The organism is Pseudomonas sp. BBP2017 (genome assembly GCF_003024385.1).
Lineage (GTDB): Bacteria > Pseudomonadota > Gammaproteobacteria > Pseudomonadales > Pseudomonadaceae > Aquipseudomonas.
Map to the genome: position 1 here is coordinate 65,362 of NZ_PVZN01000019.1, position 24,081 is coordinate 89,442.

General features: G+C 61.3%; 23 protein-coding genes and 1 other RNA gene. 12 read left to right on the forward strand and 12 right to left on the reverse strand.

The features are described from left to right. Positions 1-233 precede the first annotated feature (233 nt). Together C6382_RS20400 and C6382_RS20405 are read left to right on the forward strand one after the other, a co-directional pair. On the forward strand, positions 234-2,132 hold the full coding sequence (locus C6382_RS20400) for an FTR1 family protein (protein ID WP_107026145.1): 1,899 nt from the start codon (positions 234-236) through the stop codon (positions 2,130-2,132). A gap of 60 nt (positions 2,133-2,192) precedes the next feature. After that, complete coding sequence (locus C6382_RS20405) at positions 2,193-2,654, forward strand: YaiI/YqxD family protein (protein WP_107026146.1); 462 nt, start codon at positions 2,193-2,195, stop codon at positions 2,652-2,654. A gap of 46 nt (positions 2,655-2,700) precedes the next feature. On the opposite strand, the gene elbB is transcribed toward C6382_RS20405, so the two are convergent. Together elbB and C6382_RS20420 are read right to left on the reverse strand one after the other, a co-directional pair. After that, entirely contained in the window at positions 2,701-3,369 is a 669-nt protein-coding gene (elbB, locus tag C6382_RS20410; protein ID WP_107026147.1) for an isoprenoid biosynthesis glyoxalase ElbB, read from the reverse strand. A 153-nt stretch (positions 3,370-3,522) separates the two neighbouring features. Next, positions 3,523-4,143 carry a DedA family protein gene (locus C6382_RS20420; RefSeq protein ID WP_107026148.1) on the reverse strand — a complete coding sequence of 207 codons (621 nt, stop codon included), beginning with the start codon at positions 4,141-4,143 and terminating at the stop codon, positions 3,523-3,525. Between the two features lie 207 nt (positions 4,144-4,350). Here C6382_RS20420 and hemB point away from each other — a divergent pair, with 207 nt between their 5' ends. Then, positions 4,351-5,361 (forward strand): porphobilinogen synthase, encoded by a 1,011-nt coding sequence (gene hemB / locus C6382_RS20425; RefSeq protein WP_107026149.1) that lies wholly within the window; start codon positions 4,351-4,353, stop codon positions 5,359-5,361. A 79-nt stretch (positions 5,362-5,440) separates the two neighbouring features. Further along, positions 5,441-7,627, forward strand: coding sequence for a polyphosphate kinase 1 (gene ppk1, locus C6382_RS20430; protein WP_371919641.1), 2,187 nt, complete (start codon positions 5,441-5,443; stop codon positions 7,625-7,627). On the opposite strand, the gene ppx is transcribed toward ppk1, so the two are convergent. After that, complete coding sequence (gene ppx, locus C6382_RS20435) at positions 7,614-9,116, reverse strand: exopolyphosphatase (RefSeq protein ID WP_107026175.1); 1,503 nt, start codon at positions 9,114-9,116, stop codon at positions 7,614-7,616. The two genes, ppk1 and ppx, sit on opposite strands and share 14 nt — an antisense overlap. Positions 9,117-9,358: 242 nt before the next feature. Between ppx and trxA the strand changes: the two genes are divergently transcribed. From trxA to C6382_RS20460, 5 genes are all read left to right on the forward strand, one after another. Beyond that, positions 9,359-9,688 carry a thioredoxin TrxA gene (trxA, locus tag C6382_RS20440; RefSeq protein WP_045201042.1) on the forward strand — a complete coding sequence of 110 codons (330 nt, stop codon included), beginning with the start codon at positions 9,359-9,361 and terminating at the stop codon, positions 9,686-9,688. A gap of 229 nt (positions 9,689-9,917) precedes the next feature. Beyond that, positions 9,918-11,177 carry a transcription termination factor Rho gene (rho, locus tag C6382_RS20445; RefSeq protein ID WP_028942380.1) on the forward strand — a complete coding sequence of 420 codons (1,260 nt, stop codon included), beginning with the start codon at positions 9,918-9,920 and terminating at the stop codon, positions 11,175-11,177. Between the two features lie 126 nt (positions 11,178-11,303). Then, the gene (gene ubiD / locus C6382_RS20450; RefSeq protein ID WP_107026151.1) at positions 11,304-12,770 is read left to right on the forward strand and encodes a 4-hydroxy-3-polyprenylbenzoate decarboxylase; all 1,467 of its coding nucleotides are present in this window, start codon (positions 11,304-11,306) and stop codon (positions 12,768-12,770) included. Continuing rightward, complete coding sequence (locus C6382_RS20455; RefSeq protein ID WP_107026152.1) at positions 12,771-13,739, forward strand: CDP-6-deoxy-delta-3,4-glucoseen reductase; 969 nt, start codon at positions 12,771-12,773, stop codon at positions 13,737-13,739. Between the two features lie 275 nt (positions 13,740-14,014). Further along, a complete protein-coding gene (locus C6382_RS20460) occupies positions 14,015-14,671 on the forward strand; it encodes a gamma-glutamylcyclotransferase (protein WP_107026153.1) in 657 nt (218 codons plus the stop codon). Positions 14,672-14,708: 37 nt separating this feature from the next. Here the strand turns inward: C6382_RS20460 and C6382_RS20465 are convergent, their stop codons facing one another. Beyond that, on the reverse strand, positions 14,709-15,689 hold the full coding sequence (locus C6382_RS20465; RefSeq protein WP_107026154.1) for an NADPH:quinone oxidoreductase family protein: 981 nt from the start codon (positions 15,687-15,689) through the stop codon (positions 14,709-14,711). Positions 15,690-15,845: 156 nt separating this feature from the next. On the opposite strand from C6382_RS20465, the gene C6382_RS20470 reads away from it, so the two are divergent. Continuing rightward, positions 15,846-16,250: a flagellar basal body-associated protein FliL gene (locus C6382_RS20470; protein WP_107026155.1), complete on the forward strand. Its 405-nt coding sequence runs from the start codon at positions 15,846-15,848 to the stop codon at positions 16,248-16,250. Positions 16,251-16,262: 12 nt separating this feature from the next. On the opposite strand, the gene C6382_RS20475 is transcribed toward C6382_RS20470, so the two are convergent. From C6382_RS20475 to C6382_RS20490, 4 genes are all read right to left on the reverse strand, one after another. After that, positions 16,263-17,381: an ABC transporter permease gene (locus C6382_RS20475; RefSeq protein WP_107026156.1), complete on the reverse strand. Its 1,119-nt coding sequence runs from the start codon at positions 17,379-17,381 to the stop codon at positions 16,263-16,265. Then, on the reverse strand, positions 17,381-20,104 hold the full coding sequence (gene rbbA / locus C6382_RS20480) for a ribosome-associated ATPase/putative transporter RbbA (protein WP_107026157.1): 2,724 nt from the start codon (positions 20,102-20,104) through the stop codon (positions 17,381-17,383). Before rbbA ends, C6382_RS20475 begins: the two co-directional genes overlap by 1 nt. Then, complete coding sequence (locus C6382_RS20485) at positions 20,101-21,060, reverse strand: HlyD family secretion protein (RefSeq protein ID WP_107026158.1); 960 nt, start codon at positions 21,058-21,060, stop codon at positions 20,101-20,103. Before C6382_RS20485 ends, rbbA begins: the two co-directional genes overlap by 4 nt. A gap of 93 nt (positions 21,061-21,153) precedes the next feature. Next, on the reverse strand, positions 21,154-21,603 hold the full coding sequence (locus C6382_RS20490) for an EVE domain-containing protein (protein WP_107026159.1): 450 nt from the start codon (positions 21,601-21,603) through the stop codon (positions 21,154-21,156). Between the two features lie 180 nt (positions 21,604-21,783). On the opposite strand from C6382_RS20490, the gene C6382_RS24165 reads away from it, so the two are divergent. Then, a complete protein-coding gene (locus tag C6382_RS24165) occupies positions 21,784-21,924 on the forward strand; it encodes a hypothetical protein (RefSeq protein WP_165392175.1) in 141 nt (46 codons plus the stop codon). A 19-nt stretch (positions 21,925-21,943) separates the two neighbouring features. Here C6382_RS24165 and C6382_RS20495 read toward each other — a convergent pair whose 3' ends face one another. The 4 genes from C6382_RS20495 to C6382_RS20510 form a co-directional block, all read right to left on the reverse strand. Beyond that, positions 21,944-22,552 (reverse strand): 5-formyltetrahydrofolate cyclo-ligase, encoded by a 609-nt coding sequence (locus C6382_RS20495; protein ID WP_107026160.1) that lies wholly within the window; start codon positions 22,550-22,552, stop codon positions 21,944-21,946. An 83-nt stretch (positions 22,553-22,635) separates the two neighbouring features. Further along, a non-coding RNA gene (gene ssrS, locus C6382_RS20500) (6S RNA) lies at positions 22,636-22,813 on the reverse strand. 18 nt (positions 22,814-22,831) lie between these two features. Further along, a complete protein-coding gene (locus C6382_RS20505; RefSeq protein WP_107026161.1) occupies positions 22,832-23,149 on the reverse strand; it encodes a cell division protein ZapA in 318 nt (105 codons plus the stop codon). After that, positions 23,146-23,355: a TIGR02449 family protein gene (locus C6382_RS20510; RefSeq protein ID WP_010221172.1), complete on the reverse strand. Its 210-nt coding sequence runs from the start codon at positions 23,353-23,355 to the stop codon at positions 23,146-23,148. The genes C6382_RS20505 and C6382_RS20510 overlap by 4 nt, the downstream gene beginning before the upstream one ends. A 151-nt stretch (positions 23,356-23,506) precedes the next feature. On the opposite strand from C6382_RS20510, the gene C6382_RS20515 reads away from it, so the two are divergent. Next, positions 23,507-24,061 carry a YecA family protein gene (locus C6382_RS20515; RefSeq protein ID WP_107026162.1) on the forward strand — a complete coding sequence of 185 codons (555 nt, stop codon included), beginning with the start codon at positions 23,507-23,509 and terminating at the stop codon, positions 24,059-24,061. Positions 24,062-24,081: the final 20 nt, after the last annotated feature.

Genomic DNA, 24,081 nt, shown 5'->3' on the forward strand with positions numbered 1-24,081 from the left:
GTGATTGTTCACTGTGGGAGCGGGCTTGCCCCGCGAGGCGATGCGACTGACAGATCGCTATCGCGGGGCAAGCCCGCTCCCACCGTAAAAAATACAGGCGACCTCAGAGTCGCCTTTTTTGTGCCTGAGATGAAATTGTCACTAAATTTTACTTAGATTGCCCCGCAAACCTTGAGCGATCGCCATTGGAAGTGAACAATGCAATACCTCGCATTGTTATTTGAGATTGGCTCATGATTCCCCGTTCCCGCTTGCTCGCCTGGTTGCTCTGGCCAGTGCTGGCACTGAGCAGTTCTGTGCTGCTGGCCGACACTGTCGAAAACGCCGCCAAGGCCTTGCACCTGCTTGACTACATCGGTGCCGACTATCCGGCGACAGTCGAGGCGGGCAAGGTCGTGGATGACGGCGAATACCGCGAGCAGCTGGAGTTTACCGACGTGCTGCAAGGTCTGATCGCTGGCTTGCCGGCCCGTGGCGAGCGGCAAGCGCTGGAGCAGGGTGTGGTCAGCCTGCGCCAGGCGATCAATCAGCGTCAGGACGGTGCCAGTGTCGCGCAGCAGGCGCGCCATCTCGGCGCGCAGCTGGCTGTTGCCTATGAAGTGAGCCAGGCCCCCCTCATCACCCCAGCCCCCACCCGCGGTGCGCCCTTGTATGCACAGCACTGCTCGGTCTGTCATGGCGACAGCGGTGCTGGTGACGGCCCGGCAGGGGCAGGCCTGGAGCCGCCGCCGGCCAACCTGCGCAGCGGCGAGCGCCTTGCTCGACTGAGCTTGTACGATCTCTACAACACCTTGGGGCAAGGCATCGAAGGCACCGACATGCCGTCCTTTGCCGACCAGCTCGACGAGCGTCAGCGCTGGGACCTGGCCACCTACATCGCCAGCTTCACCGCAGATCCGGCCAAGGCCAAGGGCGAAACAACCTACAACCTCGCTGATCTGGCGCGCCAGACGCCGCTTGAGGTTGAAGCATCGCAAGGGCTGGAAGCGGCGGCAGTGTTCCGCGCCCAGCGCGCCCAACCTGCGCAGGTGCAACGCGGCCCTGCGCAGTTGCTGGACTACACCGCCAACACCCTGGACAAGAGCCTGGCGGCCTACCAGAACGGTGACCATGAACAGGCCTACGACCTGTCGGTGGCGGCCTACCTGGAAGGCTTTGAGCTGGTCGAAAGCTCCCTCGACAACGTCGATGCCAATGTGCGCAAGGACACTGAAAAGTCGCTCATGGCCTACCGCCAGTCGCTCCAGGACGGCCTGCCGCTTGAGCGGGTCAGTCAGCGTCTGCAGGCTGCCAAGGCGAAACTCAAGGAAGCCGCCGACTTGCTCGGCGGTGATGGCCTGAGCTGGTCGCTGAGCTACATTTCCGGCCTGCTGATCCTACTGCGCGAAGGCCTGGAAGCCATTCTGGTGCTCGCAGCGATTCTCGCCTTCCTGCGCAACACCGGCCAGCAGTCGGCGGTACGTAGCGTCAACATCGGTTGGGTCCTGGCGTTGCTGGCCGGTTTCGGCACCTGGGCATTGGCGGCCTATGTCATCGATGTCGGTGGCGCTCAGCGCGAACTGCTTGAAGGCTGCACGGCGCTGTTCGCCAGTGTCATGGTGCTCTGGCTGGGCGTGTGGATGCACGATCGTCGGCACGCGGCAGCCTGGCAGAACTACATCAAGAGCAGCCTGGTCAGCGGTGGCGGGCGATTCGGCTTTGCCTTGCTGGCGTTCTTCTCAGTTTACCGCGAGCTGTTCGAAGTGATTCTGTTCTACGAAACGCTGTGGCTGCAGGCCGGACCTGCCGGGCATCAGGCAGTTCTGGCGGGTGGTGCTACAGCGCTGGTGCTGCTGGTGGGGCTGGCCTGTGTGATCCTGCGCGGTTCGGCGAGGCTGCCGCTGGCGCTGTTCTTCAGCATCAACGCCGCACTGCTGTGTGCGTTGTCGGTGGTGTTTGCCGGTCACGGGGTCAAGGCACTGCAGGAAGCCGGGGTGTTCGGTACCCGTCCGGTGGCGTTCTTTGACTTCGACTGGCTGGGCATCCACGCCGATGCCTATTCGCTGGCGGCGCAAGTGGTTGCCTTGCTGGCCATTGCGATTCTGTACGGACGCAGCCGTCTGGCCGAGAAACGCCGGGTGTCAGCGGGCTGATTTGAAGGCGAGCGGGCGAGCAGGGATACTGTCCGCCCGTATTCTTTGGAATCTGTTGTCATGCGTATCTGGATTGATGCCGATGCCTGCCCCAAGGCGGCCAAGGATCAGGTCGTCAAATTTGCCCTGAAACGTCAGCTGGAGGTGGTGCTGGTGGCCGGGCAAAGCCAGATCAAACCGGCTTTCACCTGCGTCAGGTTGATCGTCGTGCCCAGCGGGCCGGATGCTGCCGACGATTACCTGGTCGAGCATGCGGTGCCGGGTGAGCTGGTGATCTGCAGTGATGTGCCGTTGGCCGACAGGCTGGTCAAGAACGGCGTGGCCTGCCTTGACCCGCGTGGGCGAGAGTTCGACGAGCGCAACATGGGTGAACGTCTGGCGGTGCGTAACCTGTTCACCGACCTGCGCGAGCAGGGGCAGGTCGGCGGTGGGCAGGCGCCTTATGGAGATCGCGAGAAGCAGGTTTTCGCCAATTCTCTGGACCGCATCCTCACGCGTCTGGCGCGCGACTTTCCCAACTGATCGCGGGGCAAGCCCGCTCCCACCGGTGATCACTTTGGGAGCGGGCTCAATCGTTCTCGTGAGTCAGTTCCAGCACCCGGTCGACCAGCTTGTAGATGCCACCAGCGGCTTCGCTGATCGACTGCGCGAGCATATAGGCCGGGGTGCTGACCAGCTTGCGCTGGGTGTCTTCGACGATGTCATGGACATCGCACTCTTCGTGGGTGCCGCCCATCTTGACGATGGCTGCGCTGGTATCGGCGTCGTTGCCGATGGTGCAGACCACGCCAGGGCCGTAGATCTTCGCCGCCAGGGCGGGGGAGATGCAGATCAGGCCGACCGGCTTGCCGGCTTCGGCAAAGGCTTCGGCCAGGGCCAGTACATCTGGGTGAACACTGCAACCGGGGCCGTCAACGGCGAAACTCGACAGGTTCTTGGCTGCACCAAAGCCACCGGGCACGATCAGGGCGTCGAAGTCCTTGGCATCGGCTTCACGCAGATCCTTGATATTGCCGCGGGCGATGCGCGCCGATTCCACCAGGACGTTGCGCGATTCGGGCATTTCTTCGCCGGTCAGGTGGTTAACTACATGCATCTGCGCAATGTTCGGCGCAAAGCATTGCACCTGGGCGCCGCGCTGGTCGAGGCGCAACAGGGTGATCACGCTCTCGTGGATTTCGGCGCCGTCATAGACACCACAGCCGGAAAGGATCACTGCAACTTTTTTTTTGGTCATGCTCACTACTCCCGAGTCGAGGCGTTAGATCGCCTCTAAATTGGCAGATGTCCGATCACCGCGTCCATCTTCTCAAAATCCTTTGTAGTTGGATTCTGGAAACGGCGCAGTGTTAATTGTTCAGGGTGAGGACGACAACGAAAATTGCTTGGCTTAGGGCCGGTCGCTGTCCTGGTCCGGGGCGCGCTGTTCGGCCTGCATGGCCGCCGCTTCCTTGCGGGCGACGCGTGCCGCATTGACGCGACGCCGCAACCACAGGCAGCCGCCGAAGGCCAGCAGGCCACCGAGCACCCATAGCTCGTACTTTTTCACGTTGCCCAGCAGGCCTTCGAGAATGGCGCCGAAGTGATAAGCGGCAGCGCCCAGGGCCAGGGCCCAGACCGCCGCACCGATGCCGTTGAGCAGCAGGTAGCGGCGTGGCGGGTAGCCGGACAGGCCAATGGCCACTGGCATGACCGTGCGCAAGCCGTAGACGAAACGGAAACTCAGGACCCAGATATCCGGGTGGCGGCGGATGTGCTCCAGCGCCCGGTCGCCCATCAGCTGCCAGCGCGGTTTGCGCGCCAGCAATTTGCGCCCGTGCTTGCGTCCCATGAAGTACCACAGCTGGTCGCCGGCATAGCTGCCGAAGAAGGCCACCAGGCACACCAGGTTGATATCCATGTATCCGCGGAACGCAAGGAAGCCTGCGAGAACCAGGATGGTCTCACCTTCGAAAAACGTGCCGAGAAAAAGGGCAAAGTAACCAAAATCCTGCAGGAATTGTTGGAGCATTTTCTGGGTGCTGGCGAAATGAACGCGCAGCCTAACCCTTCGTGGCCGTTGGGGAAAGTATCCAAATGTGTCTCGACGTTAACATTTCCTACAAGGACAATGACTGCGTCCTCAAGTCGCAGGGTTGTCCCAGGCTGTCATTCAAGCGTCATAATGGCCGCTTATAACTGTCGCGCTCGCCCGCCTGCGCGGGCTCAGGAGTCTGCCGTGAGCTTTACCCCCGCTAACCGTTTGTTTCCTGCCACCCGTCTGCGCCGCAACCGTCGTGACGATTTCTCCCGTCGCCTGGTGCGCGAAAACGTGCTGACCGTCGATGACCTGATTTTGCCGGTGTTTGTCCTCGATGGCGAAAACCGCCGTGAGGAAGTCGCCTCGATGCCGGGTGTCGAGCGTCTGAGCATCGACCTGTTGCTGGAAGCGGCGCAAGAGTGGGTGAAGCTGGGGATTCCAGCCCTGGCCCTGTTCCCGGTGACGCCAACCGAGAAAAAATCCCTCGACGGCGCCGAAGCCTGGAACCCGGACGGTATCGCCCAGCGCGCCACCCGTGCCTTGCGTGAGCGTTTCCCGGAGCTGGGTGTGATCACCGACGTCGCCCTGGACCCGTTCACCACCCATGGTCAGGACGGTATTCTCGACGAAGAAGGCTACGTACAGAACGACATTACCGTCGATGCCCTGGTGCGTCAGGCCTTGTCCCATGCCGAAGCCGGTGCCCAGGTGGTAGCCCCGTCGGACATGATGGACGGCCGGATCCAGGCCATTCGTGAAGCTCTGGAGCTGGCTGGCCACCTCAACGTGCGTATCATGGCTTACTCGGCCAAGTACGCCAGCGCTTATTACGGCCCGTTCCGCGATGCGGTCGGCTCGGCCCTGAACCTGGGCAAGGCCAACAAGGCCTCCTACCAGATGGACCCGGCCAACAGCCACGAAGCCCTGCATGAAGTGGCGGCGGACCTGGCCGAAGGTGCCGATATGGTCATGGTCAAGCCAGGTATGCCGTATCTGGATATCCTTTATCGGGTCAAGGATGAATTCAAGGTCCCGACCTTTGTCTATCAAGTCAGTGGCGAATACGCCATGCACATGGCCGCGATCCAGAACGGCTGGCTCAGTGAAGGGGTGATCCTGGAATCCCTCACGGCCTTCAAACGGGCAGGAGCCGATGGCATCCTGACCTATTTCGCTGTTCGCGCTGCTCAATTGATGAGAGGGCAGTAACGCCCTTCAGGAACGCCAGATGAATAACGAAGTACTCAGTGATATCGAGATGAAGCAAGCCCAGCCCGTGCCGGAGCCGATGCTCGAAACACCGCCGGAGCCTGCTGCGGTGCCTGAGCCTGTGGCCGAGGTCGAGACGCCAGCGCCTGCGCCCGCCCCGGTGGCGGCTGCACCGGCCATCGCTATCCCCGGTCTGGATGACAGCAGTCTGTACATTCACCGCGAGTTGTCCCAGCTGCAGTTCAACATCCGTGTGCTGGAACAGGCACTGGATGAGAGCTACCCGCTGCTGGAGCGGCTGAAGTTCCTGCTGATCTTTTCCAGCAACCTGGATGAGTTCTTCGAAATTCGCGTGGCGGGCCTGAAGAAGCAAATCACCTTTGCCCGCGAGCAGGCCGGCGCTGACGGCCTGCAGCCGCACCAGGCGCTGGCGCGGATCAGTGAAGTGGTACACAGCGAGGTCCATCGTCAGTACGCGATCCTCAACGATGTGCTGCTGCCGGAGCTGGAAAAACACCAGATCCGTTTTATCCGTCGCCGTCACTGGAACACCAAGCTCAAGACCTGGGTGCGGCGCTTCTTCCGCGACGAGATCGCGCCGATCATCACCCCGATCGGCCTCGATCCAACGCACCCGTTCCCGTTGCTGGTGAACAAGAGCCTGAACTTTATCGTCGAGCTTGAAGGGGTCGACGCTTTCGGCCGTGATTCCGGTCTGGCGATCATTCCGGCGCCACGCCTGTTGCCACGGGTGATCAAAGTGCCCGAGGACGTGGGTGGACCGGGTGACAATTACGTCTTCCTGTCCTCGATGATCCACGCTCACGCCGATGACCTGTTCCAGGGCATGAAGGTCAAGGGCTGCTATCAGTTCCGCCTGACCCGTAACGCCGACCTGGCGCTGGACTCCGAAGACGTCGAAGACCTGGCCCGGGCCCTGCGGGGTGAGTTGTTCTCGCGTCGTTATGGCGATGCCGTGCGCCTGGAGGTGGCCGACACCTGCCCTAAACACCTCTCGGACTACCTGCTCAAGCAGTTCAGTCTGAGTGAAAGTGAGCTGTACCAGGTCAATGGCCCGGTCAACCTGACCCGGCTGTTCAGCATTACCGGCCTGGACAGTCACCCTGAGTTGCAATACACACCGTTCACGCCAGCGATCCCCAAGCTGTTGCAGAACGCCGAGAACATTTTCAGCGTGGTCGGCAAGCAGGACATCCTGCTCATGCACCCCTTCGAGTCGTTTACGCCTGTGGTCGATCTGCTGCGCCAGGCCGCCAAGGATCCGCACGTTCTGGCTGTGCGCCAGACCCTGTACCGCAGCGGTGCCAACTCGGAGATCGTCGACGCACTGGTAGATGCCGCACGTAACGGCAAGGAGGTCACCGCGGTGATCGAATTGCGTGCGCGCTTCGACGAAGAGTCCAACCTGCAGCTGGCCAGCCGTCTGCAGGCTGCTGGTGCAGTGGTGATTTACGGCGTGGTCGGCTTCAAGACCCACGCCAAGATGATGCTGATCCTGCGTCGCGAGGCCGGCGAGATCGTCCGCTACGCGCACCTGGGTACCGGCAACTACCACGCTGGTAATGCCCGCCTGTACACCGACTATAGCCTGCTGACCTCGGACGATGCCTTGTGTGAAGACGTCGGCAAGCTGTTCAGCCAGTTGATCGGCATGGGCAAGACTCTGCGCATGAAGAAGCTGCTGCACGCGCCGTTTACCCTGAAAAAGGGCATGCTCGACATGATTGCGCGCGAGACCCAGTTTGCCCTGGAGGGCAAGCCTGCGCACATCATCGCCAAGTTCAACTCGCTGACCGATCCGAAGATCATCCGTGCCTTGTACAAGGCCAGTCAGTCAGGCGTGCGTATCGATCTGGTGGTGCGCGGCATGTGCTGCCTGCGTCCTGGGATTGCCGGGGTGTCGCACAACATCCAGGTGCGTTCGATCATTGGTCGCTTCCTCGAGCACACGCGGGTGTTCTACTTCCTCAACGGCGGAGAAGAGCAGATGTTCCTCTCCAGCGCCGACTGGATGGAGCGCAACCTCGACAAGCGGGTCGAGACCTGTTTCCCGGTCGAGGGCAAGAAGCTGATCCTGCGGGTGAAAAAGGAGCTGGAAGGGTACCTGACCGACAACACCCACGCCTGGATCCTGCAACCGGACGGCCGCTATGTGCGCAGCACGCCGACCGGCAACCAGAACCCGCGCAGTGCCCAGGCGGCTCTGCTCGAGCGCCTGAGCAACCCGGTCCTCAGCGTACGCTGAGGACGAAGCCGACCCGGGCCAGCCACTCGGCCTCCAGGCCGAAGTCGGCCTGGGTCAGCTGATTCTCTTCCAGCCAGCCTGCCGGGAACTCGACATCGAGGCTGTCGCCAGCAGCGTGCAGCGTGACGGTGGGCATCTGCTGGGTGCCGCGAATGTGGTGGAACAGAATCGCAAAGCGCAGCAGCACGCACAGGCGAATCAGCTTGACGCCTTCATCGCCGAATTCGGCGAACTTGTCCTTGGGAATGTTGCGGCGATGGCCGCGTACCAGCAGGGCAAGCATTTGCTGGTCTTCGCGGGAGAAGCCTGCCAGATCGGAGTGTTCGATCAGGTAGGCGCCGTGCTTGTGGTACTGATAGTGGGCGATATCCAGGCCCACTTCATGCACTTTGGCCGCCCAGCCGAGCAGCTCACGCCAGATGCCGTCTTCCAGGTCCCAGGCCTCGGCCACCTGGTCGAAGGCGTGCAGGGCTTTGCGCTCGACCCGCGCCGCCTGACCCTGATCGACGTGATAACGCTCCATCAGCGAGGTCAGGGTGCGCTCACGCACGTCTTCATGGTGATGGCGGCCGAGCAGGTCGTAGAGCACGCCTTCGCGCAGGGCGCCATCGCAGTGGTCCATGCGCTGCAATTCCAGGGCATCGAAAATCGCTTCCATGATTGCCAGGCCTGCCGGGAAGATTGCCCGGCGGTCCGGTTTGACGCCGTCGAAGTCGATCTTGTCGGTTTCGCCCAGCTTGAACAGCTTGCGCTTGAGCCAGGCCAGGCCCTCGGCGTTGACCTCGCCGTTGCCCATGCCGCCTGACTTGAGCGCCAGGCCGATGGCGCGGATGGTCCCGGAGGAACCGATGGCTTCGTCCCAGGTCAGGCGGTGCAGGGCGTTTTCGATGCTCATAAGCTCCAGGCGCGCAGCGGTGTAGGCCTGGGCATAGCGCGCCGGGGTGATTTTGCCGTCGCGGAAGTAGCGCTGGGTGTAGCTGACGCAGCCCATTTGCAGGCTCTCGCGCAGCAACGGCTCGAAACGCTGGCCGATGATGAACTCGGTACTGCCGCCGCCGATATCGGCGACCAGGCGTTTACCGGGTGTGTCGGCCAGGGTATGGGAAACGCCGAGGTAGATCAGGCGGGCTTCCTCGCGGCCGGAAATTACCTCGACCGGATGCCCGAGAATTTCTTCGGCGCGGCGGATGAATTCGCTGCGGTTGCGTGCTTCGCGCAGGGCGTTGGTGCCGACGATACGCACCGCGCCGTCCGGCATGCCGCTGATCAGTTGGGCGAAGCGCTTCAGGCAATCGAGGCCGCGTTGCATCGACTCTTCGTTGAGCTGGCGCTCTTCGTTGATGCCAGCGGCCAACTGAACCTTCTCCCCGAGCCGCTCTAGGATGCGGATCTCGGTATGGTGGGCCTTGGCCACAACCATATGGAAACTGTTGGAGCCCAAGTCAATGGCAGCGATCAAGGACAGATTCTTGGCTGTGGTTTGCGGCATGGTCATGGTTTCTCGGTCGATAACCCGGCAATCCTGCCACGATCCAGGGCTGACGCCAACGCGCAGCTTATCAAGGCTTGATGTGGGGCAGGTTGATGGAGGAAATATGACTTTCCTGTGACCGCACTGATATGCGCGGTCATGCACAACTATAGTTACACTCAATCGTCCGTGACTTCCTGTAAGTCGCCGGTGCAGCTATGATGGGCCACGTTTTTTTGCTTACGACCTTGGAGACTTCCATGAGCAGCGATCTTATCAAACACGTCACTGACGCCACCTTCGAAGCCGAAGTCCTGAAGGCTGAAGGCCCGGTGCTGGTCGACTACTGGGCTGAATGGTGCGGCCCTTGCAAAATGATCGCTCCGGTTCTGGACGACATCGCCGCTACCTACCAGGGCAAACTGACCGTCGCCAAGCTGAACATCGACGATAACCAGGAAACCCCGGCCAAGCACGGCGTGCGTGGCATCCCGACGCTGATGCTGTTCAAGAACGGCAACGTCGAGGCCACCAAGGTCGGCGCACTGTCCAAGTCTCAGCTGGCAGCGTTCCTGGACGCCAATATCTGAGTGAAAAAAGCCCCGCATTCGCCGGGGCTTTTCTTTATCGGGTGACTAGACGCCAGAAAAAGCAGGTGTTACATTCGGCCTCGCACTGCTTCTTCGGTGCCCTCTGCACGCCGTCGCCGACGCATCCCTAATTCGAATCAGTACGCGATCCTGTCGCCTTCTTTGCGGCGCGGCTTCATTAAGCCAGAAGCTTAATTTCCCCTTCTTACATGATTACGTCACTCCCCTTATGAACCTGACTGAACTCAAGCAAAAGCCGATTACCGATCTGCTCGAAATGGCCGAACAGATGGGCATAGAAAATATGGCCCGTTCGCGCAAGCAAGATGTGATTTTCTCCCTGTTGAAAAAGCATGCGAAAAGCGGCGAGGAAATCTCCGGTGACGGCGTGCTGGAGATTCTCCAGGACGGCTTCGGCTTCTTGCGCTCGGCGGATGCTTCCTACCTGGCCGGCCCGGACGACATCTATGTCTCGCCAAGCCAGATCCGCCGTTTCAACCTGCGTACCGGCGACACCATCGTCGGCAAGATCCGTCCGCCAAAAGAAGGCGAGCGTTACTTCGCCCTGCTGAAAGTCGACACCATCAACTTCGACCGGCCGGAAAACGCGAAGAACAAGATTCTGTTCGAAAACCTGACGCCGCTGTTCCCTAACGAGCGCCTGAAGATGGAAGCCGGTAACGGCTCCACCGAAGACCTCACCGGCCGGGTGATAGACCTCTGCGCCCCGATCGGTAAAGGCCAGCGTGGTTTGATCGTTGCGCCGCCAAAAGCGGGCAAGACCATCATGCTGCAGAACATCGCGGCCAACATTACCCGTAACAACCCCGAGTGCCACCTGATCGTCCTGCTGATCGACGAGCGCCCGGAAGAAGTAACCGAAATGCAGCGCACTGTGCGCGGCGAAGTGGTGGCCTCGACCTTCGACGAGCCACCAACCCGCCACGTGCAGGTTGCCGAAATGGTCATCGAAAAGGCCAAGCGCCTGGTTGAGCACAAGAAAGACGTGGTCATCCTGCTCGACTCGATCACCCGTCTGGCGCGTGCCTACAACACTGTGATCCCGAGCTCCGGCAAGGTCCTGACTGGTGGTGTCGATGCCCACGCCCTGGAGAAGCCAAAGCGTTTCTTCGGTGCTGCGCGTAACATCGAAGAAGGCGGCTCGCTGACCATCATCGCCACTGCGCTGGTTGAAACCGGTTCGAAGATGGACGAAGTGATCTACGAAGAGTTCAAGGGCACCGGCAACATGGAGCTGCCACTGGACCGCAAGATCGCCGAGAAGCGTGTATTCCCGGCCATCAACATCAACCGTTCGGGTACCCGTCGCGAAGAGCTGCTGACCGCCGACGACGAGCTGCAGCGCATGTGGATCCTGCGCAAGCTGCTGCACCCGATGGATGAAGTCGCGGCCATTGAGTTCCTGATCGACAAGCTCAAGCAGACCAAGACCAACGACGAGTTCTTCTTGTCGATGAAGCGCAAGTAAACGAGTGCGTTGCGCAAAAGCCGGGGCAACCCGGCTTTTTGCTATCTGTACTTTGGCTATTCTGGCCGGCCGGGTTAGGCGATACACTTTGCACCCCGACCGGTACGGCGAATACGAGGCTTTTGCATGCAGTATCGCGATTTGCGCGACTTTATCCGTGGCCTGGAACAGCGCGGCGAACTCAAGCGCATCCAGGTTCCGATCTCTCCAGTCCTGGAAATGACCGAAGTCTGCGACCGCACCCTGCGCGCCAAAGGCCCGGCGCTCTTGTTCGAAAAACCCACGGGCTTCGACATTCCGGTGCTCGGCAATCTGTTTGGCACCCCGGAGCGGGTGGCCATGGGGATGGGCGCCGAGTCGGTCAGCGAACTGCGCGAAATCGGCAAGCTGTTGGCCTTCCTCAAGGAACCTGAGCCGCCCAAGGGCCTCAAGGATGCCTGGTCGAAGCTGCCGATCTTCAAGAAGGTCGTATCGATGGCACCGAAAGTGGTCAAGGATGCGGCCTGCCACGAAGTGATCATCGAGGGCGACGACGTCGACCTCGGTATGCTGCCGGTGCAGCATTGCTGGCCGGGTGATGTGGCGCCGCTGATTACCTGGGGCCTGACCGTGACCCGCGGGCCGAACAAGGAGCGCCAGAATCTGGGGATCTATCGCCAGCAGGTGATCGGCCGTAACAAGGTGATCATGCGCTGGCTCAGCCATCGCGGCGGCGCCCTGGACTACCGCGAGTGGTGCGAGAAACACCCGGGCCAGCCGTTCCCGGTTTCTGTGGCCCTGGGTGCGGATCCGGCAACCATCCTCGGGGCTGTCACCCCGGTGCCCGACACCTTGTCCGAATACGCTTTCGCGGGCCTGTTGCGTGGTAACCGTACCGAGCTGGTCAAGTGCCGTGGCAACGACCTGCAAGTTCCGGCTACCGCCGAAATCATCCTCGAAGGTGTGATTCATCCGGGCGAGATCGCTCCAGAAGGCCCGTACGGCGATCACACCGGCTACTACAACGAAGTGGACAGCTTCCCGGTGTTCACCGTCGAGCGCATCACGCACCGCAAGAACCCGATCTATCACAGTACCTACACCGGCCGCCCGCCTGATGAACCGGCGATTCTCGGTGTGGCGCTCAACGAAGTCTTCGTGCCGATCCTGCAGAAGCAGTTCCCGGAGATCACTGACTTCTACCTGCCGCCTGAGGGCTGTTCCTACCGCATGGCGGTGGTGACCATGAAGAAGCAGTATCCGGGGCACGCCAAGCGCGTCATGCTCGGGGTCTGGTCGTTTTTGCGACAGTTCATGTACACCAAGTTCGTTATTGTCACCGATGACGACATCAATGCCCGAGACTGGAATGATGTGATCTGGGCGATTACCACGCGCATGGACCCCAAGCGCGATACGGTGATGATCGACAACACTCCGATCGACTACCTGGACTTTGCTTCACCGGTTTCCGGCCTGGGCTCGAAGATGGGCCTGGACGCGACGAACAAGTGGCCGGGAGAAACCACCCGTGAATGGGGACGGGTCATCGTCAAGGATGAAGCTGTCACCCGGCGGATCGATGAGCTGTGGAACCAGTTGGGAATAGACTAAATGCAGGTAACCTTGCAGCCTTCCGGGGCGGTGTTGATGCTCAACCCCGGAGAAAGGATTCTGGATGGGGCGCGGCGTCTTGGCTACGACTGCCCGCAGAGCTGCCGCAATGGCAACTGCCATGTCTGCGCTGCGTTGCTGGTGGAAGGACGAGTACTTCAGGACGGGCAGGAGCGTGATCATGGCGAGCTGTTCACCTGCATCGCCGAACCGCTGGAGGACTGTGTCTTGTTATGGGATGGCGTGCTCGCGTTAGGCGAGTTGCCGGTACGGACACTGGCCTGTCAGTTGAGTGAGTGCGTTGAGGTCGGTGGCGACGTCTGGCGGGTACGCCTGCGGGCGCCAGCGGGCAAACCGCCGCGTTACCACGCTGGCCAATACCTGATGATCGAACGCGAAGCGGGCGACAAGGCGGCCTTCTCCCTGGCCTCGGCACCGCACAGCGGGCGCGACCTTGAGTTGCATGTGCTGGCCCGTGAGAACAGCGCGGTGGAGTTGATCGCTCAATTGCAGCGCAATGGTATGGCGCGGCTGGAGATGCCCTTCGGTGATACGCATCTGGCCGAGTTGCCCGATGGTCCGTTGGTGCTGATTGCCGCAGGCACCGGTATGGCGCAGATGCACAGTCTTATCGAGCACTGCCGGGCCCAGGGCTTCAAGCATCCGGTTCATCTGTACTGGGGGGTTCGTCTTCCGGAAGACTTTTATCAGATCGAGCATTGGGCTGAATGGGAGCGGCTGCCGAACTTGTTCCTGCACAAGGTGGTCAGCGACCTGTGTGGTTGGGAAGGGCGCTGCGGGATGTTGCATGAGGCAGTCTGCGAGGACTTGAACGATCTGGCGGGTGTGCACGTTTATGCCAGCGGTTCGCCCAATATGATTTATGCCACCCTCGATGCATTGGTCGAAGCGGGAATGGACGCTCACCAGATGCGTGCCGATGTATTCGCTTATGCGCCGCGCGCTTGAATGACGGAATACGGCACGCTGCAATAGCGTGCCGGGCTAAATAACCGCGGCTGTTTGTACCGGGCATAGGCAATTATTATTACCGGCAGCGTAATTAACTTTCGCTACACTTGAAATGACACCCGGCAGTTTGCTCAACGCCTTGCTGCAGAGAGTTTCCGGGGCGAGGTGAGGCTTGTGTTCAATACCCAATCTGCCGTACGGTAAGTACGCTGATAACGTATTCGTTTACAGTGACTCACTTCAGTAGTTCACGGGGAATTCTGGCGGCAGCTATGTCGGCGATTGAAACTGCATCTTTGCCTGTGGCGTATCCTCCGTTGCTCGATTTCGGACAGCAACTGTCTCGCGAGCAACTTCAACTTTCAGTTCAGCACACCCTGTCGCGCCACCAGGGTGGTCCGGTCTGGTTGTTTGCCTACGGTTCGCTGATCTGGCGCCCGGAGTGCAATGCCGCCGAGCGTCGGCGTGCCAGGGTGCATGGTTACCATCGCGGGCTTTACCTGTGGTCGCACGAGCACCGGGGGACCCCGGAGTGCCCGGGCCTGGTCTTCGGCCTTGACCGTGGCGGTTCATGCAGCGGCTTTGCCTACCGCCTGCCAGACGAATGCCTGGAAGATTCCCTGCTGGCCCTGTGGCAACGCGAAATGCCCTATCCGGCCTATCGGCCACATTGGCTGAACTGCCGCCTCGATGATGGCAGCAAGGTCCAGGCCTTGGGTTTTGTGCTGGAACGACACTTGCCGTGCTACGCCGGTAACCTGCCTGACGATCTGCTCAGTCAGATTTTCGCCAACGCCAAGGGGCGCTACGGCAGTACACGTGACTACGTCGAGCAGACCCTCAACGCATTGCGCACGCATGCCATGCCGGATCGTAACCTGGAGGCCCGGTTCCGACGTTGCCACAAAGATCGAATGCATAACCTGTAGGCGCTGGCGGCAGTCTGCGATCGGCTGTGAAGCAGTCCTATTCCGGCATGGTCACCACCAGCTTACCCACCGCTTTACGCTGACCGAGCAGGTCGATGGCCGCTCCAGCCTCGGCCAGCGGGAAGGTTTGTGACACCAGTGGCTTGAGCTTGCCCTCGGCGAACCAGGCAAACAGCTGCTTGAAGTTTGCCGCGTTGTCAGCTGGCTGACGCTGCGCGAAAGCGCCCCAGAACACGCCGAGCACTGCCGCACCCTTGAGTAGTGCCAGGTTTACCGGTAGCTGCGGGATGCGCCCGCTGGCAAAGCCCACCACCAGCAGTCGGCCATTCCAGGCAATGGCGCGTACTGCCTGGTCGAACAGGTCGCCACCGACCGGGTCGTAGATCACATCGACACCGTTGCCAGCGGTCAGGCGTTTGATTTCGTCCTTGAGGCTGTGCTCGCCGTAGTTGATCAGTTCATCGGCGCCGGCGGCCTGGGCCACGGCGAGCTTCTCGGCGCTGCTGGCCGCGGCGATGACACGTGCGCCCATGGCCTTGCCGATTTCCACCGCCGCCAGCCCGACACCGCCCGAGGCGCCGAGTACCAGCAGGGTCTCGCCGGCCTTGAGCTGAGCGCGTTGCTGCAGGGCATGCATCGAGGTGCCGTAGGTCATGCCAAAGGCGGCGGCGTGGGTGAAGTCCATTTGCTCAGGGATCGGCAGCACGTTATAGCCCGGCACCGCCACCTGCTCGGCAAAGCTGCCCCAGCCGGTCAGGGCCATGACCCGGTCGCCGACCTTGAGGTCGCTGACTTTTTCTCCCACCGCGCTGATCACCCCCGCTGCCTCACCACCGGGAGAGAAGGGCAAAGGCGGCTGGAACTGATACTTGCCCTCGATGATCAGGGTGTCGGGAAAGTTGACCCCGGCCGCATGCACATCGAGGAGGATCTCGTTCTTCTTCGGTACCGGGCTTGCTACCTCTTCCAGGACCAGGCTTTGAGCCGGCCCCAAGGCTTTGCACAACACTGCTTTCATCGGGACTATTCCTTTGCGCGTAGTGGCCGATAAGTGTAGGTGGGTCAGGTGCCGGGTCAACGAGCATGATCCGTCCTGATAGGCCGGCATAAGCCCGGGCTTGGGTTTGACCGGTGCGCTGGGTATGCTGGCGCCAACTGTTTGAGGAGCGAATTCGTGAAAGCGTGGATCTTGATGGTACTGGCGCTGATGCTGCCGATGGCGGCCATGGCCGAAGAAGCCAAAGAAGGGGAGCCTAAGGTCTCCTACATCTCCCTGAGCCCACCGTTCGTGGGTAACTACGCCCTGGGTGGTGGGCCGAAGCTGCATGTGTACAAAGCCGACGTAGCCCTGCGGGTCAACAGCGACGCTGCTGCGACCGCGGTAAAGCATCATGAGCCGCTGATTCGTAACCAGCTGGTGGCGCTGTTCACCCAGCAGAATCTGGAAAGCATGAGCAATGTCGAGGCCAAGGAAAAGCTGCGTCAGGAAGCCCTGAAGCAGGTCCAGCAGGTACTGGAGAATGAAGAAGGCAAGCCACTGGTTGATGATCTGCTGTTCAACAACCTGATCGTGCAGTAACCCGCCCGGCCCTCAGGACGTAAGGCTACGGCGAAAGCGTCCCAGGGCAACGGCGAAAAACGCCAGGCCAATGGCTGCCAGGGCCAGCAGGTCGGGCCAGACCACTGTCAACCCGGCGTCGCGGAACAGGATCGCGGCGCTGAGGCTGACAAAGTGGGTCGAGGGCGAAAGCTGCATGACCCACTGCAGCCACTGCGGCATGCTGTCCAGCGGTGTACTGCCCCCGGACAGCAAAAGCATGGGGATGATCACCGGAATAGCCAGCAGGCCGAACTGCGGGGTCGAGCGGGCCAGGGTGGCGAGGAAGATCCCCAGCGCGGTACTGGCAAACAGGTACAGTGCGGTCACGGCCAGGAACAAGCCCAGCGAACCTGCCAGCGGCACGCCCAATGCCCCTTTGACCACTACTTCCAGCGACACCCAGGTGCACAGCACCACCACCAGGGCATTGCTGCCGATCTTCGCCAGCATGATTTCCAACGCCGTCAGTGGCAATACCAGCAGGTGATCGAGGGTGCCGTGTTCGCGTTCGCGCAGCAGGGCGGTACCGGTGAGGATAATGGCCAGGATGGTGATGTTGTTGACGATCTGGATCACGGCCAGAAACCAGCCACCTTCCAGGTTCGGATTGAACAGCGCCCTTGGGCTGATCAGCGCCGGGCTGCTGGTTGCTGCCGAACCCTGGTTGGCATAGTCCAGCAGCTCGCGTTCGAAGATTCGCCCGATGTAGCCGGCGCCCATGAACGCCTGGCTCATGGCCGTGGCATCGACATTGACCTGTAGCTCCGGCGAGCGCCCGGCGAGCAGGTCCGCCTGGAAGTTGACCGGTATATTGATGACGAAGGTGTACAGACCACTGTCCATGACTTGGTCGAGATGGTTATAGGCCAATGGCACGGCCGTCTGGAATTCGGGCGGTTGCAGGGCCTCGGCCAGCTTGCGCGAAAGCTGGCTGTGGTCTTCGTCGATCACTGCCACGCTGGCGTTGTGCACGCCGATGACCGATCCGGCCGCCGGCATGTAGATCGCCACGCTGAAGGCATAGAGCAGAAACAGCAGCAGTACGCTGTCGTGGCGCAGGCTGGTCAGCTCTTTGAGGCCTAGGCGCAGGGTGTGTGCCAAGCGATGCATCAGACCTCCTGCTTCTTCAGCATGGCCAGGCTCAGGCCGGTGAACCCGAGGAAGAATCCCAGCAACGCCAGGCACTGTGGCCACAGCTCACGCAGGCTCAGGGCCTTGGTGAAAGTGCCGACGGCGATATCGAGGAAGTAGCCGGCCGGGAACAATTGGCCCATCAATGCAGCCGAGCCATCGAGCGAGGAGCGCGGCACGATCAGCCCGGAGAACTGGATGGTGGGCAGGCTGGTGATGATCATGGTGCCGAGGATCGCGGCAATCTGGGTGCGGGTGAAGGCAGAGATCAGCAGGCCCAGGCTGGTGGTTGCCAGCAGGTACAGCAGACCACCACAGGCCAGGGCCAGGGCGCTGCCTTTGAACGGCACGCTGAACAGCCAGCGGTTCATCGCCACCAGCAGCGCCAGGTTGATCAGGCTGATCGCCAGGTACGGTACCTGCTTACCGAGGAGGAACTCCAGGCGGGTCAGCGGTGTGGCGTAAAAGTTGGTGATCGAGCCCAGCTCTTTTTCGCGGACAATCCCGAGCGCCGTGAGCATGGCCGGAATGAAGGCCAGAATCAGTGCCATAACCCCGGGGCCGATGGCGTTGACGCTGACCACGTCCTGGTTATAGCGAAAGCGGGTTTCCAGGCGCACCGGGGATTGTCCGGGCTGCGCCTTGCTGCTCAGGGCCGCCAGTTGTTCGAGGTTGGCCTGATGCACCGCCTCGACATAGTTGCGGCTGGTCTCGGCGCGAAACGGCATGCCACCGTCGAGCCAGGCGGCCACCACCGGTTGGCGCCCGGCGTGCAGGTCGCGACCGAAGCCGGGGGGTATTTCCAGGGCCAGTTTGATTTCCGAGCGCTGCAGGCGTTGGTGCAGCTGTGCCGAATCGCGGATAGGCGTCTGTTCAGCGAAGTAGCGCGAGCCGCGGAAAGCTTCCAGGTAGGCCCGGCTTTGCGGACTGTGGTCCTGGTCATACACGGCGAAGGCCAGATTCTCCACATCCAGCGAGATGCCGTAGCCGAAAATCACCATCATGAACAACGCGCCGAGCAGGGCAAATGCCAGGCGCACTTTGTCACGCAGCAGTTCTTTGCCTTCGCGCGTGGCCACCGCAAACAGGCGGCGGATGCTGAAACCTTGCGACATGACCATTGGCGTGGCCGAGGCCGGCGCATCCAGCTGGGCTGTAACTACAGGCGTTTCGCTCGGTTCCTGAGCGTGTTCCAGGCAGGTGACAAAAGCGTCTTCCAGGGTCGCACCGGCGAACTGTTGTTGCAGCGCAGCCGGGGTGTCGCAGGCCAGCACCTTGCCGGCGTGCATCAGGGAAATACGGTCGCAGCGCAGCGCCTCGTTCATGAAGTGGGTGGACAGGAAAATGGTCACGCCCTGATCCCGCGACAGTTCGATCAGCAAGCGCCAGAAATCATCGCGGGCGGCCGGATCGACCCCAGAAGTGGGTTCGTCGAGGATCAGTACTTCCGGGCGATGCAGCACCGCAACCGCCAACGACAGGCGTTGGCGCAAACCCAAGGGCAGGGCGTCGGATTGCTGGTCGGCGATAGCGCCGAGATCAAAGCGCTCGATCAGCTCGGCAATACGCGGCGCGCTTTCGGCTTTGGGCAGGTCGAAAAGCCGTGCATGCAGGTCGAGGTTCTGCCGCACACTGAGCTCGCCATACAGCGAAAAACTCTGGGACATGAAGCCGACCCGCTTGCGCGTTGCCAGGTCCTTGGCGTCCACCGGGCGGCCCAACAGCATGGCGCTGCCTTCGCTGGCCGGCATCAGGCCGGTGAGCACCTTCATAGTGGTGGTCTTGCCGCAGCCGTTGGAGCCGAGAAAACCGAAAATCTCCCCACGGCCGATGGCGAAGCTGACTTTGTTCACGGCAGTGAAGTCACCGAAGCGCAGGGTCAGCTCATGGGCTTCGATGGCAATTGTTGCGTCCCGGTCAGGACGCGGTGGAATCTGCAGCGGCTGCGCGTCGTGTGTGCGGTCACCTTGATAGTGGGTGAAGGCATCATCCAGCTTACCGCTGGCGGTGACACTGGCCAGCTCGTGGCTGAGCCCCGAGGCAATCAATCTGCCGCGATCGAGCATCAGGCAATGTTCGAACTGCTCGGCCTCTTCCATATAGGCGGTGGCCACCAGCAGGGTCAATTGCGGGCGCTCCTGGCGAACCTGTTCGACCAGCTCCCAGAAACGTCTGCGTGACAACGGATCAACGCCGGTGGTCGGCTCGTCGAGGATCAGCAGGTCTGGCTCATGGATCAGTGCGCAGCACAAGCCGAGCTTTTGCTTCATGCCGCCGGACAGCTTGCCCGCAGGCCGTTCGGCAAAGCGGGCGAGGTCGGTGGCCAGCAGCAGGTTATGCATGCGCTGCTCGCACTCGGCGCTGCTGAGGCCGAACAGCGTGGCGAAGAAGCGGATGTTTTCGCTGATCGACAGTTCGGGGTAGAGATTGTTACCCAGGCCCTGAGGCATAAAGGCGATGCGCGGGTACAGGCTGTTGCGGTGACGGCGCTTGCGGATCGAGCCACCGAGTACCGACAGCTCACCGCTTTGCAGCTTTTTCACCCCGGCAATCAGCCCGAGCAGGCTGGACTTGCCGGCACCGTCCGGGCCGATCAGGCCGCAGCGGATGCCGGCTGGCAGGTTGAAAGTGATGTCCTGCAGGGCGTCCAGCTTGCCGTAACGGTGGCTGATGCCCTCGCCCTGCAGCGCCAGTGCGTTCATTGCAGGTTGGCCGGCCAGTCCACTTCAGCGCTGCGCACATAGCCTGCACCGGGCATGCCGGGCTTGGCCTGAGGCACGGCACTGGGTTCGGTCAGGCGCAGCTTGACCCGGAACACCAGCTTCTGGCGTTCGTCGCGGGTTTCCACCTGTTTCGGGGTGAACTGGGCTTTGGCGGCGACAAATGCAATTTTCGCCGGCAGGGCTTTTTCCGGCAGGGCGTCGAGCACCACCCGGGCCTGATCGCCGACGGTCAGGCGACCGGTAGTCGAGGCCGGCAGGTAGAGGTTCATGTACTGGTCGTTGGGGTCGATCAGCATCAATACCCGGCCACCGGCGCCGAGTACTTCGCCAGGTTCGGCCAGGCGTAGCTGGATGACGCCGTCGATGGGCGCACGCAGGCTGCTGTCGTCGATCTCGCTGGTGAGTTGCGCGACCTGGGCCTGGGCGGCGCCGATCGCCGCCTTGATCGCGGCCAGTTGCGCGCGCGCGGCGACCACGGCGGAGTTGGTGGTGTCGTAGCGTGCCTGCTGCTGGTCGAGCAACTGTTGACTGGCGTATTTGCGCTGGAAGATTTCCCGCACCCGCTTGAGTTCCTGGCTGGCCAGCAGCAGTTCGCTCTGGCGCAGCTGCACGTTGGCCTGGGCGGCGGCGTAGTTTTCCTCGGCCCGCAGCACTTCGGCCTCGGCCTGGTTGCGTTGGGCTTCGAGGGTGCGGGTGTCGATGCGTGCCAGCAACTGGCCCTGGCGAACCTTGTCGCCTTCGTCGACCAGCACTTCAGCCAGGCGTCCGGGGATCTTGCTGGCGATCTGCACTTCAGTGGCTTCAAGCCGGCCGTTACCCATGCTCAGGCCATCTGGCAGACGATCGTGCAGGGATTTCCAGTAACCCAGGCCACCTGCGGCCAGAAGCAGGGCGATCAAGGCACCGGCGAAAAATTTCGGGGTATGTTGGCTCATCAGTCTGCATCCTGCTGCATTCACGTCAGAGTGTGACGCACCACCAATCCAGGTGTGTTGATGTTGGTCAAATTGATAGTACCCTACCTGATTTTAGCGCAGAGCGAGTACCGCGGCCCATTGTTCCGGGGTCACCGGCATGACCGAGAGGCGGCTACCTTTCTGTACCAGTGGCAGTTCGGCGAGGGTCGCTTGCTGTTTGAGGTAACCCAGGCCCAACACCGTGCTGAAAGTTTCTACGTGAGCAACGTCGACGGCACTCCAGGGGTTCTTCTCTGCATTGGCCTTGGCGTCGAAGTAATGGCTTTGCGGATCCAGGGCTGTCGGGTCGGGGTAGGCAGCGGCGCTGATTCGGGCGATACCGGCGATGCCAGGCTCAGGGCAGCTGGAGTGGTAGAAGAAAAACTGGTCGCCCAGCGCCATGCTGCGCAGGAAATTGCGTGCTTGGTAGTTGCGCACGCCGTCCCAGCGCGCTTCCTGCAAGCGTGCCAGGTCCTTGATCGAGAGTTCATCGGGCTCGGATTTCATTAGCCAATAGGCCATGGGGCTGCTCCTGATAAAGATTTGAAATAACCTGTTGCATGAAACCGACAGTCGGTTGGCGTCAAGGTTTGCGTGTCGTCTCAGGTTGTCGGAGAATGCGCCACTTTCAAGCTTGACGCTGCTGCAACCACTAAAAAACGTTGCTGACAACGTGATCAGTTTGCCTGAGGGGGGCAATCAATGAATCGCAAACCGGACTTGCTCTGGATTCTGGTGTTTCTGTTCGGTTTGGGTGTGGTCACTACCGGTTATGCGCAAAGCCTTTGGGAGCGCAAACTTGACGCTCCGTACGAAATGCCGGTCAATCCGCAACAGCGTTGACCGCCATGCTGGCGCCTTTTTAGACCGGCGCCAGGTACCATCCGCGGTCCGAGACCGTTCCTTGTAGTGGTACGTCCCAACTGGCTTGGGCCAGTCGTTCGACTTTCTGGCATTCGTGGGCCAAGCCCAGCAGCATAGGCTTTTTCCACGCCTTGCGCCGTGCCTGATAGGCCAGGCTTCGATCATAGAAGCCGCCGCCCATGCCCAACCGGCCACCTTCTTCGTCAAATCCCACCAGTGGCAGCAGGATCAGGTCCAGCGCCCAGATCGGTCGTTGCCGCGCCAGGTTGATGTGCGGTTCGGCGATGCGAAAGCGGTTGGGGCGCAGCTTCTCGCCGTGCTCGATGCGCTGAAAGACCATTTTGCTTCTCGGCCAGGCGTGCAGCACTGGTAAGTAGGTGCGCTTGCCGCGCCGCTGGGCTTCGCGCAGCAGAAGACGCGGATCGATTTCGCAATCATTGGGCAGGTACAGGGCGATGTGGCGGGCGCGGCGGAACAGCGGATGCTGGGCCAGTTGCCGGTACAGTCCAAGCGCGGCCTGACGTTGCTCGGCCGGGCTCAAGGCGCGGCGGGCATCGCGTAACAGGCGGCGCAGTTGGGGGCGGGTGAGCGGCGCGGTGTCGGTCATGGCACGGGCGTTCCCAGAGAGGGCTGCCTCGCGCAGGGGGGCAGCTCGATTTGCCCACGCGATGACGCGAGCAAAGGCAATTCAGGCTCCCCGACGAACCGCTGTCGGTGTAGCCCTTGAACCCGAAAGTTCAAGGTGGAGATTGCAGGAGGCGTTAAGGCTTTCCGTCAAGCGGACATGCACACCGGCCCCACGTGCAACCCCCGTGGTTGTGCGTATCGGCTCAGGGACATGACCGACTGGCAAGCACTCCAGGGAGTGGCGCCAGTATACCGATACTCAGCCCTTATTTGAATCTTGATCGTCGGCCAGCGCCTGATCGACCCGTTCGAGCAAGTCACGCACCTGTTCACGGGTGGCGCCGCCTGCTGGCGCTTCAGGGCGTTCCTGATTGTGCAGCAGGTCGTGGGTGATGTTCAGCGCGGCCATCACAGCGATCCGGTCGGCACCGATCACTTTGCCGCTGCTGCGGATTTCGCGCATTTTGCCATCCAGGTAGCGCGCGGCGCTGACCAGGTTGCTGCGCTCTTCGGGCGGACAGATGATCGAATATTCTTTGTCGAGGATCTGAACGGTGACGCTATTGCTTGAACTCATGAGTCTTGCTCCAGGGCCTTGAGTCGCAAAATCATCGATTCGACCTTACGCCGGGCGATTTCGTTTTTTTCGATGAGGTGGGCGCGCTCTTCGCGCCAGGACTTTTCCTGAGCTAATAGGAGTGCGTTTTGCCGTTTTAGTTGCTCGACTCGCTCAATCAGCAGTTCGAATCGGCCCATCAGCGCTTGCAGATCGTTCTCTTGCATTGGTTGCCACTCGATTCGCTCTGGGGGTAGTTGCCCGGTTTATGCCCCGGCCTGCCCCGAGTTGGCCACGTCGATGGTCTTGGCGCGCCTGCCGGTGCTAGGATACAAGGTCTTCATTCTAGTCATTGCGCCGTCTGGCGCCTAGTTGCCCATGCCCAATACCAATTCGCCGTACACCGCTTTCGCCACCTTGCTCAGCAGCAATGGGCATCCTGTTTCCCCTGCCGAACTGCACGGGCTGTTGCTCGGCCGCAGCTGCGCCGGTGCCGGCTTCGATGCCGAGGCCTGGCTGGCCGACGCCGCCCACCTGTTGGAAAACGACCCGGCAGATAACGTTCGTAACGCTCTGATCGGCCTGCAGGAGATGGTCAAGGGCGAACTCACCGGCGACGATATCACTGTTGTATTGCTGCTGCCGGGCGATGACGCCACGCTGGCTGACCGGGCTGCGGCCCTGGGTGAGTGGTGCAAAGGCTTTCTCTATGGCTTTGGCTTGAACTCGGGTGGCTTGACCCTGAGCGGTGAAGCCAAGGAAGTTTTGCAGGACCTGGACGCGATCTCCCAGGTCCAGGATGCCCTGGAAGAATCCGAAGACGGCGAAAGCGACTACATGGAAGTGATGGAATACCTGCGCGTCGCACCGCTGCTGCTGTACACGGAGCTGGCCAAGCCGGTCGAGCCTGCCGCCAAACCTTCGTTGCACTGATTGCTGAGGGACTCCACTGC

Bases quoted from the DNA above. Each gene is read 5' to 3' on its own strand.
- C6382_RS20400 (WP_107026145.1), top strand. From the start codon at position 234: ATGATTCCCCGTTCCCGCTTGCTCGCCTGGTTGCTCTGGCCAGTGCTG.
- C6382_RS20405 (WP_107026146.1), top strand. From the start codon at position 2,193: ATGCGTATCTGGATTGATGCCGATGCCTGCCCCAAGGCGGCCAAGGAT.
- elbB (WP_107026147.1), bottom strand. From the start codon at position 3,369: ATGACCAAAAAAAAAGTTGCAGTGATCCTTTCCGGCTGTGGTGTCTAT.
- C6382_RS20420 (WP_107026148.1), bottom strand. From the start codon at position 4,143: ATGCTCCAACAATTCCTGCAGGATTTTGGTTACTTTGCCCTTTTTCTC.
- ppk1 (WP_371919641.1), top strand. From the start codon at position 5,441: ATGCTCGAAACACCGCCGGAGCCTGCTGCGGTGCCTGAGCCTGTGGCC.
- ppx (WP_107026175.1), bottom strand. From the start codon at position 9,116: ATGCCGCAAACCACAGCCAAGAATCTGTCCTTGATCGCTGCCATTGAC.
- trxA (WP_045201042.1), top strand. From the start codon at position 9,359: ATGAGCAGCGATCTTATCAAACACGTCACTGACGCCACCTTCGAAGCC.
- rho (WP_028942380.1), top strand. From the start codon at position 9,918: ATGAACCTGACTGAACTCAAGCAAAAGCCGATTACCGATCTGCTCGAA.
- ubiD (WP_107026151.1), top strand. From the start codon at position 11,304: ATGCAGTATCGCGATTTGCGCGACTTTATCCGTGGCCTGGAACAGCGC.
- C6382_RS20455 (WP_107026152.1), top strand. From the start codon at position 12,771: ATGCAGGTAACCTTGCAGCCTTCCGGGGCGGTGTTGATGCTCAACCCC.
- C6382_RS20460 (WP_107026153.1), top strand. From the start codon at position 14,015: ATGTCGGCGATTGAAACTGCATCTTTGCCTGTGGCGTATCCTCCGTTG.
- C6382_RS20465 (WP_107026154.1), bottom strand. From the start codon at position 15,689: ATGAAAGCAGTGTTGTGCAAAGCCTTGGGGCCGGCTCAAAGCCTGGTC.
- C6382_RS20475 (WP_107026156.1), bottom strand. From the start codon at position 17,381: ATGCATCGCTTGGCACACACCCTGCGCCTAGGCCTCAAAGAGCTGACC.
- rbbA (WP_107026157.1), bottom strand. From the start codon at position 20,104: ATGAACGCACTGGCGCTGCAGGGCGAGGGCATCAGCCACCGTTACGGC.
- C6382_RS20485 (WP_107026158.1), bottom strand. From the start codon at position 21,060: ATGAGCCAACATACCCCGAAATTTTTCGCCGGTGCCTTGATCGCCCTG.
- C6382_RS20490 (WP_107026159.1), bottom strand. From the start codon at position 21,603: ATGGCCTATTGGCTAATGAAATCCGAGCCCGATGAACTCTCGATCAAG.
- C6382_RS24165 (WP_165392175.1), top strand. From the start codon at position 21,784: ATGAATCGCAAACCGGACTTGCTCTGGATTCTGGTGTTTCTGTTCGGT.
- C6382_RS20495 (WP_107026160.1), bottom strand. From the start codon at position 22,552: ATGACCGACACCGCGCCGCTCACCCGCCCCCAACTGCGCCGCCTGTTA.
- C6382_RS20505 (WP_107026161.1), bottom strand. From the start codon at position 23,149: ATGAGTTCAAGCAATAGCGTCACCGTTCAGATCCTCGACAAAGAATAT.
- C6382_RS20510 (WP_010221172.1), bottom strand. From the start codon at position 23,355: ATGCAAGAGAACGATCTGCAAGCGCTGATGGGCCGATTCGAACTGCTG.
- C6382_RS20515 (WP_107026162.1), top strand. From the start codon at position 23,507: ATGCCCAATACCAATTCGCCGTACACCGCTTTCGCCACCTTGCTCAGC.